Genomic DNA, 12,166 nt, shown 5'->3' on the forward strand with positions numbered 1-12,166 from the left:
TGGCTGGAACCTGCACATCGAGCGAACGCCGACGACGGGATGAAGCCAGCATGATCGAATTCCGCGGCGTCTCCAAGCGATTCCCCGACGGCACCCTCGCGGTGTCGGGGGTCGACATCGTGATCCCGCCGCGCAAGACGACGGTCCTCGTCGGCTCCTCGGGCTCCGGCAAGACGACCCTTCTGCGCATGATCAACCGCATGGTCGACGCGACCGATGGCCAGGTGCTCATCGACGGCACGGATGTCTCGACGCTCGAACCCGTCGCGCTCCGGCGGAGCATCGGCTACGTGATGCAGAACTCGGGGCTCCTGCCGCACCGCAAGGTGATCGACAACGTGGCCACCGTCCCGATGCTCCGCGGCGTCCGCAAGCGGGAGGCGCACGCCGCGGCACTGGAACTCCTCGACACCGTCGGGCTCGACCGTTCGCTGGCCGGCAAGTACCCGAGTCAGCTCTCGGGCGGACAGCAGCAGCGGGTCGGCGTCGCGCGCGGTCTCGCGGTCGACCCGAACATCCTGCTGATGGACGAGCCGTTCGGCGCGGTCGACCCGATCGTCCGCTCGGAGTTGCAGCAGGAACTGCTGCGGCTCCAGGGCGAACTGGGCAAGACGGTCGTCTTCGTCACCCATGACATCGACGAGGCGTTCCTCCTCGGCGACCAGGTCGTCATCATGCAGCAAGGCGGTCGGATCTCGCAGGCCGCCTCGCCCGCCGAGATCCTCGCGAACCCGGCCGACGACTTCGTCGCCGACTTCGTCGGCGCCGATCGGGGCAAACGCCTGCTGCATCTCAGGGAGGTCGACGGCCGACAGCTCGTCGTCGACGACGACGGGCGCGCGGCGGGAGTGCTCGCCTCGTGACCTGGCTCTGGTCGAATCTCGACCTGGTCGGCGAGCTGAGTCTCGTGCACCTGGCATTGTCGGTGCCCGCGATCATACTGAGTTTCGTGGTCTCGGTTCCGATCGGTTGGCTCGCGCACCGCTACCGGTGGTCGCGGGGTGTGCTGCTCACGCTCTGCGGGCTGCTCTACGCGATCCCTTCGCTCGCGCTGCTCATCGCACTCCCGGTCTTCACGGGGCTCGGGGTGCGCTCGCCCGTGAACCTCGTGGTCGCGTTGACCCTCTACGGCATCGCCGTGATCGTGCGCACCGCCGCTGACGCCTTCGATGCGATCGACCGCGACGTGCGCCAGTCGGCGACCGCCGTCGGCTACTCGGGGTTCGGCCGCTTCCGGGCCGTCGAGCTCCCGCTCGCGGGGCCGGTGCTGCTCTCGGGGCTCCGGGTGGTGATCGTGAGCACGGTCAGCCTCGCGACGATCGGCGCCGTGATCGGCGTGCCGAGCCTCGGCAGCCTGTTCACCGACGGGTTCCAGCGCGGCATCCAGGCCGAGATCGCCACCGGCATCGTCGCGACGATCGTGCTCGCCCTCCTGCTCGACCAGCTCGCCGTGCTGGCGGGCAGGCTGCTCATGCCCTGGACGAGACTCGGGCCGGGCCGTCGGGCCGGGTCGGCCGTCGAGGGGGCGCGGCCGTGAACCTCGTCGCCGGCGGCATCGCCTGGATCCTCGACCCGGCCAACTGGCAGGGAGCGGGCAGCATCCCCGTGCGCATCGGCCAGCATCTGCTCCTCTCGCTCGTGGTCCTCGCCATCGCCTCGGCGATCGCGCTGCCCGCCGGCGCGGTGATCGGCCACACCGGTCGGGGCAAGCAGCTCGTCGTCATGGTCTCGGGCGGGCTGCGCGCACTGCCGACGCTCGGGGTGCTGACGCTCTTCGGGCTCTGGCTCGGCATCGGGCTCGCGGCGCCGGTGATCTCGCTGGTCATACTCGCGGTGCCGCCGCTGCTCGCCGGGGCGTATGCGGGCTTCGAGGCGGTCGATCGACGCACGATCGACGCGGCGCGTGCGATGGGCATGCGCGAGCGCGAGATCGTCGGCGGCGTCGAGTTGCCGCTCGGGTTGCCGATCATCGTCGGGGGCGTGCGCTCGGCGGCGCTGCAGATCATCGCGACGGCGACCCTCGCCGCCTACGTGGCCGACGTCGGCCTCGGGCGGCCGATCTTCCAAGGGCTCAAGACCCGTGACTACGGCGAGATGCTCGGCGGTTCGATCCTCGTGATCCTGCTCGCGCTCCTCGTCGACGGCGCATTCGCCCTCGCGCAGCGCCTCGTCGTGCCCGCCGGCGTGCGGGCGACCCGAACTCGTGAACTCCGTTCGCGGCCGGCCCGGCCGCGAACGGCCGTGGGGCGACCCATCCATGAAGGGAACAGGCAATGATCACAGCAGGAAAAGGCCGACTCGTCGCGCTGGCGGCGGTCGTGGTCGGGGCGACAGTGGCCCTGGCAGGGTGCGCATCGGGCGACCCGCTCGACAACGGATCGGGCGAGACCGACGGCGGCGGCGAGACCCTCGTCGTCGGCTCGCAGGACTACTACTCGAACGAGATCATCGCGGAGATCTACGCCCAGGCGCTCGAGGCGAACGGCTTCACGGTGGAGCTCCAGCCACGCATCGGGCAGCGCGAGGTCTACATGCCCGAACTCGAGAGCGGCGCGATCGACGTCTTCCCCGAGTACACCGGCAACCTCCTCCAGTTCTACGTGCCCGGCACGAGCGCGACGACCGCCGACGACGTCTATGCGGAGCTCGAGGGCGCCCTGCCCGACGGCCTCCGCGTCCTCGATCAGTCCGAGGCCACCGACCAGGACTCGTACAACGTCACGAAGGAGTTCTCGGAGACGAACGGCGTGACGAGCCTCGCCGATCTCGCGAAGGTCGAGACCTCGCTGACGCTCGGCGGCAACTCCGAGCTCGCGACGCGGCCGTATGGACCCGAGGGCCTGAAGTCGGTCTACGGCGTCGAGGTCGCGTTCACGCCGATCGAGGACAGCGGCGGTCCGCTCACCATCAAGGCACTCCAAGACGGCGCGGTGCAGCTGGTGAACATCTACAGCGCGAACCCGGCGATCTCGACGAGCGATCTCGTGACCCTCGACGACCCCGAGGGTCTCTTCCTCGCGTCGAACGTGGTGCCGGTGGTCAGTGAGAAGGTCGACGACGAGGCGGCCGAGGTGCTCAACACCGTGAGTGCCGCGCTCACCGCCGCAGACCTCGTCGCGCTCAACGCCCTCAGTGTCGACGAGCAGCAGTCGGCCGAGCAGATCGCGAGCGACTGGCTCTCCGAGCAGGGGCTGTTCTGATCGACGCCGCGGCCGGCTAACGGTCGGCGCCGCGTTCGGCGGGGTCGGGTGCCTCGGCGTCCGACCCCGCGTCGTTTCGCAGATCGGAGGCGAGGCCAGACGGGGCGGACGCCGCGGTGCGCGTGAAGTCCGCCGGCGTGCTCGGGGCGGTGTCGAGCGCACCCGAGTCGTCGGCGGCCTCTGCGGCCTCCATGTGCTTGGCCTCGGAGCGCACGATGAGCTTCTTGGCGCCCCACACCACGACGAGGAACAACGCGATCACTGCGACGAACATGTAGCCCGCCCAGTGCAGCTCGCGGCTGAGCTCGCGGTAGCTGCCCGCGGCGGCCCAGCCGACCGAGACGTAGGCGAAGGCCCAGATGACGCAGGCGGGCGCCGTCCAGGCGATGAACTTGCGGTATCGCATGGTGCTCATGCCGACGGTGAGCGGGATGAGCGAGTGCAGCACGGGCAGGAAGCGCGAGATGAAGATCGCGGGTCCGCCGCGACGGTCGAGGTAGCGCTGCGCGCGATGCCAGTTCTCCTCGCCGAGTCTCCGGCCGAGTCGGGAGTGCAGGATGTGCGGGCCGAACCAGCGTCCGAGCGCGAACCCGATGCTCTCGCCGATCAGCGCGCCGGCGATGACGGTGAACGCGAGCGCGAGGTACTCGCCGACGCCGTCGACGGCGGTCGCGGCGACGAGCACGATGGTGTCGCCCGGCACGACGAGCCCGATGAGCACGCTCGTCTCGAGCATGATGCCGAGGCCGGCGAGCAGCGTGCGGGTGACCGGGTCGACCGCCTGCACGGTGCTGAGGATCCAGTCGAGGATCTCGTTCATCGTTCGAGCGTAACCGGGGGCGGGGCGCGGTCGCGTCACCCCACGGGATGATCCGCCAGTACCACGGTACAGGCCGCGATGGGCGCGAGGACGAGGAGGAGGGAGGTGACGAGCACCAGCGGGCGAGGCGTCGCCGACGACGAGGATGACGCGGGTACGACGCCGAGCCGATCGAGCCGTGCCGCGAGCATGTCGGCGTCGGCGATCACGGTGTCGTCGCCGTAGCCGCCGGGGCCGCCCCCGCCGACGACGAGGAGTGCCCCGCGGAGGGCGTCGTCGCCGGCGGTGCGACGCGCGCGGTCGTCGGCGAGCATCTCGGCGAGGAGGATCACCGAGCGCTCGGCGCGGTTCGCGATCGGGAACCACGGCAGCGCACTGTGCCAGGCGCGGAACGCGAGCAGCACGAGGTGGTGCAATTGGTCGAGATGGGCTCGTTCGTGGGCGATGACGGCGACGAGCTCGTCGGGCGAGAGCGCATCGATGAGCCCGTCGGTGAGCACCGTCGCGGTGCGGAGGCCGGGCACGCAGTACGCGAGCGGTGCGGGGTGGGCGAGCACGCGGGTGTGCGGCTGCCCCGGCATCGGGTCGCCGAGGAGGGCGACGAGCTGGTGCTGGCGGCGTCGCTCGCGCTCGGCGCGGACGGCCGTGAGCGCGAGGTTCAGGGCGAGGTGCGCGGTGAGGCCTGCCGCCAGGGTGATCGCGGCGAGGTGCACGATGCCGAACTCGGGCGGGATCGGTCCGGTGAACAGCGCCGGCACGAGCGCCTGCCAGGCGCCGAGCAGCGATCCCGCCGGCGAGGCGCCGAACACCAGCAGGCAGCCGATCATCGAGAAGCCGCCGGCGACGGCGATCGCCTGCCAGAGCGCGAGCGCCGCGGCGGGGGAGCGCGCGGGCCATGCCGCTCGCGAGAGGAGCAGTGGGATCGGCCACGCGAGCGCGAGCGCGAGCGCGCCGAGTCCCACGGCGACGGTGACCACGGTCAGCGTCGGACGAGCTCGTCGAGAAGGCGCCTGAGGGTCGCCGCCTCGCCGTCGCTCACGGTGCCCACGAATCGGGCCAGCGCGGCGTCGCGGTCGCTCGAACGGTCGAGCACCTCGTGCATGAGTTCGGCGGTGTGCTCTTCGCGGGAGAGCAGCGCCTGGTAGCGGTGCGGCCGGTGCTCGCGCGTGCGGCTCACGAAGCCCTTGCGCTCGAGACGGGAGAGCACGGTCAGCACCGTCGTCGTCGCGACCGTGCGCCCGCTCTCGCCGTCGCGCATCGCGAGCGCGTCGCGCAATTCGTTGGCCGAGAGCGCGGCGTCGCTCGACCAGAGCACCTCCATCACGGAGCGCTCGAGATCTCCGAGACTCGCCATGCCACCAGACTACCGCCGATCCACGATTTGTTCTACGCTTCGTAGAAGAACGCGCTCGGACGTTCTTCCCGTGTGAAAGGGGCATCCGTGTGAATGAGTTGCTCGACCCGCTGCTGCTCGCTCGTTGGCAGTTCGGCCTGACAACCGTCTACCACTTCCTGTTCGTCCCGATCACGATCGGACTCGCGACGACCGTCGCGGTGTTCCAGACCGCCTGGTTCCGCACCGACAAGGTCGAGTACCTGAAGATCACCCGCTTCTTCGGCAACCTCTTCCTCATCAACTTCGCCATGGGCGTCGTCACCGGCATCGTGCAGGAGTTCCAGTTCGGCATGAACTGGTCGGAGTACTCGCGTTTCGTGGGCGACGTCTTCGGCGCGCCGCTCGCCCTCGAGGGCCTGCTGGCCTTCTTCTTCGAGGCGACGTTCATCGGCCTCTGGATCTTCGGCTGGGACAAGCTCCCGCGCGGCATCCATCTCGCGACCATCTGGTGCACCGCCATCGGCACGATCGTCTCGGCGTACTTCATCCTCGCGGCGAACGCCTTCATGCAGAATCCCGTCGGCTACGAGATGAACGCCGAGAAGGGTCGCGCCGAGCTCGTCGACATCGGCGCGCTGCTCACGAATCCGGTCGTCCTCGCGGCGTTCCCGCACACGATCGCTGCGAGCTTCATGGTCACCGCGGGCCTCATCATCTCGGCCGCCGCCTGGCACCTCTCACGCAACCAGCACCTCGACACGATGCGGCCCGCGCTGAAGTTCGGCCTCTGGACGATGGTCGGCGCCGGCATCCTCACGACGCTCTTCGGCGACCAGCTCAGCCTCGCCATGGTGGCCACGCAGCCGATGAAGATGGCGGCCGCCGAGGCGACCTACGACACGGTCTGCGGCGCCGACGCCTCGTTCTCGCTCTTCACGCTCGGCACTCCCGACGGGTCGAGCGAACTCTTCTCGATCCGGGTGCCGTACCTGCTCTCGTTCCTCTCGACGCACTCCTTCGACGGCTGCGTCGAGGGCATCAACGACTTGCAGGCGCAGTACACCGAGCTCTACGGCCCGGGCGACTACGCGCCGATCATCTGGGTCACCTACTGGGCCTTCCGCTGGATGATCGGGCTCGGCATGCTCCACGTGCTCGTCGCGGTCGTCGGCCTCTGGGTCACCCGCAAGGGGCGCATGCCGAAGCAGCGCTGGATCTGGAAGGTCGCGATCTGGAGCTTCCCGCTCTCGCTCGCCGCCATGAGCGTCGGCTGGGTGTTCACCGAGATGGGGCGCCAACCCTGGATCGTGTTCAGCCTGTTGCCGACCGAATCGGCCGTCTCGCCGAACGTGACCGGGCTCGACGTGCTCATCTCCCTCATCGCCTTCACGCTCGTCTACGGTGCACTCGCGGTGGTCGAGGTGCGGCTGCTCCTGCGAGCCATCAAGAAGGGCCCGCCCGAGCTCGGCGAGCCCGACCCCGAGTCGGGCCGCATCGAACCCGCCACGACGGTCTACTGAAAGGAGGAGGACAAGTGGATCTCCCCACGCTCTGGTTCTGGATCGTCGCGTTCCTCTTCGTCGGCTACTTCGTACTCGACGGTTTCGACTTCGGCGTCGGCATGTCGTTGCCGTTCCTCGGCAAGGACGACACCGACCGCCGCGTGCTCATCAATACCATCGGCCCGGTCTGGGACCTCAACGAGACCTGGGTGATCGTCGCCGGGGCCGCGCTCTTCGCGGCGTTCCCCGAGTGGTACGCGACGCTCTTCTCGGGCTTCTACCTCGCGCTGCTGCTCATCCTGCTGGCGCTCATCGCGCGCGGGGTGTCGTTCGAGTACCGCCACCAGCGCCCCGAGTCGCAGTGGAAGGGCCGCTTCGACCTGATGATCGTGATCGGCTCGGCAGTGCCGGCGCTGCTCTGGGGCGTCGCCTTCGCGAACATCGTGCAGGGCGTCCCGCTCGACGCCGACCACAACTACACGGGCACGCTGTTCGACCTGCTGAACCCGTACGCGCTGCTCGGCGGACTCACGACGCTCCTCCTCTTCTTCACGCACGGCGTCGTCTTCGTGTCGTTGAAGACGGAGGGCGAACTGCGCGAGCGGGCACGCCGGCTGGCGGCGCGCTCCGGGCTCGTGACGATCGTCGTCGCTGCGTCGTTCCTCGCGTGGACGGGGCTCGCCTTCGGCACGTTCTGGTTCTGGATCCTCGCTGCGGTCGCCGCGGTCGCCCTCATCGGCGGCTGGCTCGCCAACCTTCGCGGCGCGGAGGGGATCGCGTTCACGCTGATGGCTGCGACGATCGCCGCGGCGGTGTTCGCGCTGTTCGCCGCCCTGTTCCCCGACGTGATGCCCGCCTCGAACGACCCGGCGAACAGCCTCACGATCGAGAACGCCTCGTCGTCGACGTACACGCTCACGTTCATGAGCTGGGTCGCGCTGATCTTCCTGCCGCTCATCCTCGCGTACCAGGGATGGACCTACTGGATCTTCCGCAAGCGCGTGAGCCGGGCGACCATCGACGCCGCGACGCACTGAGCCGGCTCGCGTGAAACCCCTCGATCCCCGGCTGGTGCGCCGCTCGCGCGCCGCCCGCGGCTTCCTCCTCGCGGGCGGTGCGCTGGCCGTCGTACAGGCGGCGGCGATCATCGCCGTGGCGTGGTCGATCGCGACCCTCGTCGTCGGCCTCATCGACGGCATGCCGATGGACGGGCTGTGGCCGGCCCTCGCCGTGCTCGTCGGGGCCGCGTGCGTGCGGGCGCTCGCGGCCTGGGCATGGGAGCTCGTCGGTGCGACGGGCGCGCAGCGCGTCAAGCGCGAACTCCGGGGCGAGTTGCTCGCGGCACTCGAGCGCCACCCGGGCGGCATCGCCGGCTTCTCCTCGGCGCGCATCGCGACCCTGCTCGGCCCCGGACTCGACGCACTCGACGACTACTTCGGCCGGTACCTGCCGCAGCTCGTGCTCACGGTCGTCGCGACGCCCGCGTGCATCGCCGCGGCCTGGATCGCCGACCCGCTCTCGGGGCTCGTGCTCGTGATCGTGCTCCCGCTCGTCCCGGTGTTCATGGCGCTCATCGGCATGGCGACCGACGCGGTGCAACGGCGCCAGTGGGAGAGCCTCTCGGCTCTGTCACGGGGCTTCCTCGAGGTCGTCGGCGGGCTCTCGACGCTCGTGCTGTACGGCCGCGCCGAGCGGCAGGCGCGGCGCATCCGCGAGGTGACCGACGGGTACCGTCGGCACACCATGAAGGTCCTCCGCATCACCTTCCTCTCGGGGTTCGCACTCGAGTTCGCCGCGAGCCTGTCGGTCGCGCTCGTGGCCGTGTCGATCGGCCTGCGGCTCGTGTCGGGCGACATGTCGCTCGCACCCGGACTCTTCGTGCTCGTGCTCGCGCCCGAGGTGTTCCTGCCGCTGCGCAACGTCGGTGCGGCGTTCCACGCTTCGGCCGCCGGCGTGACGGCGGCCGATGACGCCTTCGCGCTGCTCGATGAAACGGAGATGGGCGACGACGCCACGGTTCAGCCCGGGTCGAGCGCCCACCTCGCACCGCTCGCGTCGGCACGCCGGCTCGGCACGGTTCTCGAGCGCGAGGATGCCACGATCGACTCGCCGCGCACCGGTCTCGTCGTCGCGGGCCTCGCGGTGCGCCGCGGCGACCGCCCGGTGATCGAAGATCTCGATGCCGTCGTCGCGCCGGGGTCGCTCGTCGCCGTCATCGGCCCGAGCGGCAGCGGCAAGTCGACGCTCTTCGCCGCGCTTCTCGGCTTCGCGCCGATCGCGGCGGGGGAGGTCTCGTGGGACGGCCGCTCGCTCGGCAACCGGGGTCGAGAACTCGTCGCGTGGGCCGGCCAGTCGCCGGTGCTCCTCGCGGGCAGCGTCGCCGAGAACGTGCGGCTGGGTGACGAGACGGCCGATCCGGCTCTGCTCGAGCGCGCGTTCGCGGTCGCCGGGGTCGAGGTCGCCGCCGGCCTCGTGCTCGGCCCGGGCGGCTCGGGCCTGTCGGGCGGGCAGGCGCAGCGCGTCGCCATCGCGCGCGCCGTGCACCGGCTCCTCGCGCGGCGTCTGCCGCTCCTCCTTCTCGACGAGCCCACCTCTGCGCAGGACGCGGGCCGCGAGCAGGCCCTCGTCGAACACCTGCGTGCACTCTGCGACGGGGGAGTCACGGTGCTCGTCGCGACCCACCGTCCGGCGCTCGTGGCGGCCGCAGACGGGGTCATCGAACCGGCGGCGGCGCGTGTCTGAGCGTCGCATTCCGCAGAGCGGGTCAGACACCCGTTCGGTGCTCCGCACGAGCATCCCGCGGTTCGGGCGGTTGCTGCCCTCGGTGCTGTTCGGGGTCGTCTCGGGCGGTTCGGCCGTCGCTCTCCTCGCCTGTTCGGCGTGGCTCATCGCCCGCGCCGCCGAGCAGCCGCCCGTGCTCTACCTCTCGCTCGCGATCGTCGGGGTGCGGGCCTTCGCGCTCGGCCGCGCGGTGTTCCGCTATCTCGAGCGGCTGAGCGGCCACGATGCCGCGTTCCGACAACTCGCCGCGATCCGCAGCGGCATCTTCGAACGGATGCTCCCCGTCGCTCCAGACGGCATCGCGGCACTCCGCCGCGGCGAGCTGCTGGCGCGATTCGTCGGCGACGTCGACGAACTGCAGAACGTGCCCCTGCGGGCCGTGCAGCCCGTGGTGAGCGCGCTCGTCGTGCTGCTCGGTGCCGTCGTCGGGGTCGCACTGCTCGCGCCCGCCTCGGCGTTCGCTCTGATCGGATGCCTCGTGCTCGGCGTCGGCGCGACGGTGCTCGTGCAGCATGCGGTCGCCGCCCGGGCCGAGTCGCGGCTCGCACCGTTGCGCGGCGAATTGCAGGCGGCGGTCGTCGATCAGGTCCAGTCGCTCGAGGTCCTCGTCGCCTTCGATGGGGCGGCGGCCGGGCGGGCGCGCATCGACGCGCTCGGTGCGCGCCTGGCTCGGCTGACGCGGGCGAGCGCGTCCGCCGCGGGAGCCGCCGCCGCGATCATGTCGGCGATCGGCGGTATCGCGGTCGCCCTCGCGGTCGTCACCGCCGAGCCGCTCCTCGCCTCGGGGCGCATCGACGGGCCCACGTTCGCGGTGCTCTGCCTCGTGCCGCTCGCGATCGCCGAGGTGGCCGCCGCGATCCCTCCCGCGGCGAGCGCGTGGCGGCTCGGCCGGGTGAGTGCCGGGCGGGTCGCGAACGCCGTGCCCGGGCGGGTGCAGCCCGAGATCCCGGTGGCACCGGCTACCCCGGCGACGGCTCCGGCAGCGGAGCCGACCCCCGCGATCTCGCTGCGGGGCGTCACGGCGAGCTGGCCCGGAGCCACCGCACCCGCCCTCTCGGGCCTCGATCTCGAGCTGGCGCCCGGCGAGCGGGTGCTCGTGCGCGGGGAGTCGGGTGCGGGCAAGTCGACCCTCGCGCATGTGCTCGTGCGCTTCCTCGAGGCGCGCGGTTCGTACCGCATCGGGGGAGTCGAGGCCTCCGATCTCGACCCCGGCGAGGTGCGACGTCTCGTCGGCCTGGTCGAGCAGCGGCCGTGGCTCTTCGATGAGGATGTGCGCCAGAACCTCGTCTTCGCCCGTGATACCGCGAGCGACGAGGAGCTGCTCGCGGTACTCGAGCGGGTGGGCCTGCGCGATTGGGTGCTCGAGCGCGGAGGGCTCGGCGCTCGCGTCGGCGAGCGCGGCTCGCTCGTCTCGGGCGGACAGGCGCAGCGCCTCGCGCTCGCCCGGGCGATGCTCGCGCGATTCCCGGTGCTGGTGCTCGACGAGCCGACGGCGAACGTCGACCGCGCCCGGGCCGACGCACTGCTGCGCGATCTCCTCGGAGCAGTCGCGGGCGAGGGCCGCACGGTCGTGCTCATCTCGCACGTGCCGGTCGACCCATCGCTCGTCGATCGGGTCGTGACGATCGCTGATGGGCGGGCCTGCACTGTTGCGCCCTGATCGCGCCTCGCGCGGGCGACCATCCCGTATCGCTGTACTCCGAACCGCTTCTTGCACGTTTCGTGCGCGTATTCCGCGAGGCACGGCATCGGGGCCAGCACGCGGGCGAGGCTGTCGTCGTCATGGCGGCGTTGCCGGTCGCACAGAACGTGCTGAACTACGCACAGCGGTACAACCAATCGGTCATTCCGGCTCGCGACGCCATATTCATCACCACGTTGGGCTCGATACCGGTTCTGCTCGTCGTGTCGACGCTGCTTGCGTAGCACGGGCCCGGGCACACCCCGTCGGCGATCACGGCGGTGACGCCGCACGAGCGGAGCATCCTGCGGTTCGGCAGAACCCCGACCAACAGCTCGGCTGCGGTATAGGATCGCCACGAGCCACCGAACAGTCGAGGAGCGGGCCATCGCGAACGAGCAGTCGGACGTCGTGGCAGCCGGGCATTCGTTCTCCACAACGGACTGGTGTGCAATCGAGCCCGTAGTCCACCCGGGCGAATCCGGAGAAGCTCGCTGGCGGACGAAGTCCATCGGCGCGCTGCGCCTGCGGGTCGTGGAGTACACACCCGGCTATGTCGCTGATCACTGGTGCTCGCGCGGGCACGTGCTGCTCGTCCTGAAGGGCGAATTGCGGACCGAGTTGAATGACGGTCGCGTGCTCATGCTGCGAGCCGGACAGAGCTACGAGGTCGCCACCGACCAAGAAGCGCACCGGTCGTCCTCGACCACCGGCGCAACGCTGTTCATCGTCGATTGATCGAGCGACCTCGTTCGCCGCAAACGATCAGATGAGGCTTCGCCCGGTCCGATGGGCGGTCACTGGGCTTCCTCGTGGATGCCGTTGAGATGACGACCGGCGTTGACT

General features: G+C 70.5%; 12 protein-coding genes and 1 pseudogene. 10 read left to right on the forward strand and 3 right to left on the reverse strand.

What is annotated here, in order from left to right; genetic code table 11:
* Positions 1–50 precede the first annotated feature (50 nt).
* Genes H516_RS0112940 through H516_RS0112955 form a run of 4 tightly spaced genes read left to right on the forward strand, consistent with a single transcriptional unit; the run spans position 51 to position 3,200 of the window.
* Positions 51–863 (forward strand): ABC transporter ATP-binding protein, encoded by an 813-nt coding sequence (locus H516_RS0112940; RefSeq protein ID WP_022890139.1) that lies wholly within the window; start codon positions 51–53, stop codon positions 861–863.
* A complete protein-coding gene (locus tag H516_RS0112945; protein WP_022890140.1) occupies positions 860–1,537 on the forward strand; it encodes an ABC transporter permease in 678 nt (225 codons plus the stop codon). The genes H516_RS0112940 and H516_RS0112945 overlap by 4 nt, the downstream gene beginning before the upstream one ends.
* Positions 1,534–2,277, forward strand: coding sequence for an ABC transporter permease (locus tag H516_RS20040; protein WP_022890141.1), 744 nt, complete (start codon positions 1,534–1,536; stop codon positions 2,275–2,277). The genes H516_RS0112945 and H516_RS20040 overlap by 4 nt, the downstream gene beginning before the upstream one ends.
* Positions 2,274–3,200, forward strand: a complete 927-nt coding sequence (locus H516_RS0112955) for an ABC transporter substrate-binding protein (RefSeq protein ID WP_022890142.1) — start codon at positions 2,274–2,276, stop codon at positions 3,198–3,200. Before H516_RS20040 ends, H516_RS0112955 begins: the two co-directional genes overlap by 4 nt.
* Before the next feature lie 136 nt (positions 3,201–3,336).
* Here the strand turns inward: H516_RS0112955 and H516_RS20045 are convergent.
* The 3 genes and pseudogenes from H516_RS20045 to H516_RS0112970 form a co-directional block, all read right to left on the reverse strand.
* A pseudogene (locus H516_RS20045) lies at positions 3,337–4,020 on the reverse strand (DedA family protein); the annotation flags it as partial.
* Between the two features lie 35 nt (positions 4,021–4,055).
* Positions 4,056–4,997 (reverse strand): M56 family metallopeptidase, encoded by a 942-nt coding sequence (locus H516_RS0112965; protein WP_022890144.1) that lies wholly within the window; start codon positions 4,995–4,997, stop codon positions 4,056–4,058.
* 2 nt (positions 4,998–4,999) lie between these two features.
* The gene (locus H516_RS0112970; RefSeq protein WP_022890145.1) at positions 5,000–5,374 is read right to left on the reverse strand and encodes a BlaI/MecI/CopY family transcriptional regulator; all 375 of its coding nucleotides are present in this window, start codon (positions 5,372–5,374) and stop codon (positions 5,000–5,002) included.
* A gap of 89 nt (positions 5,375–5,463) precedes the next feature.
* On the opposite strand from H516_RS0112970, the gene H516_RS0112975 reads away from it, so the two are divergent.
* The 6 genes from H516_RS0112975 to H516_RS0113000 all read left to right on the forward strand — a co-directional run bounded on the left by H516_RS0112975 (position 5,464) and on the right by H516_RS0113000 (position 12,058).
* Complete coding sequence (locus H516_RS0112975; RefSeq protein ID WP_022890146.1) at positions 5,464–6,876, forward strand: cytochrome ubiquinol oxidase subunit I; 1,413 nt, start codon at positions 5,464–5,466, stop codon at positions 6,874–6,876.
* 14 nt (positions 6,877–6,890) lie between these two features.
* Complete coding sequence (gene cydB, locus H516_RS0112980) at positions 6,891–7,895, forward strand: cytochrome d ubiquinol oxidase subunit II (protein ID WP_022890147.1); 1,005 nt, start codon at positions 6,891–6,893, stop codon at positions 7,893–7,895.
* Between the two features lie 10 nt (positions 7,896–7,905).
* Positions 7,906–9,600, forward strand: coding sequence for a thiol reductant ABC exporter subunit CydD (gene cydD / locus H516_RS22740; protein ID WP_026378747.1), 1,695 nt, complete (start codon positions 7,906–7,908; stop codon positions 9,598–9,600).
* A gap of 37 nt (positions 9,601–9,637) precedes the next feature.
* A complete protein-coding gene (cydC, locus tag H516_RS0112990) occupies positions 9,638–11,299 on the forward strand; it encodes a thiol reductant ABC exporter subunit CydC (RefSeq protein ID WP_245561813.1) in 1,662 nt (553 codons plus the stop codon).
* Positions 11,300–11,361: 62 nt separating this feature from the next.
* On the forward strand, positions 11,362–11,565 hold the full coding sequence (locus tag H516_RS0112995; protein ID WP_026378749.1) for a hypothetical protein: 204 nt from the start codon (positions 11,362–11,364) through the stop codon (positions 11,563–11,565).
* Between the two features lie 166 nt (positions 11,566–11,731).
* Positions 11,732–12,058, forward strand: coding sequence for a DHCW motif cupin fold protein (locus H516_RS0113000; protein ID WP_022890149.1), 327 nt, complete (start codon positions 11,732–11,734; stop codon positions 12,056–12,058).
* Positions 12,059–12,166 lie beyond the last annotated feature (108 nt).

Origin of the sequence: Agromyces italicus DSM 16388, from assembly GCF_000421545.1 — a bacterium.
Taxonomy (GTDB): Bacteria; Actinomycetota; Actinomycetes; order Actinomycetales; family Microbacteriaceae; genus Agromyces; species Agromyces italicus.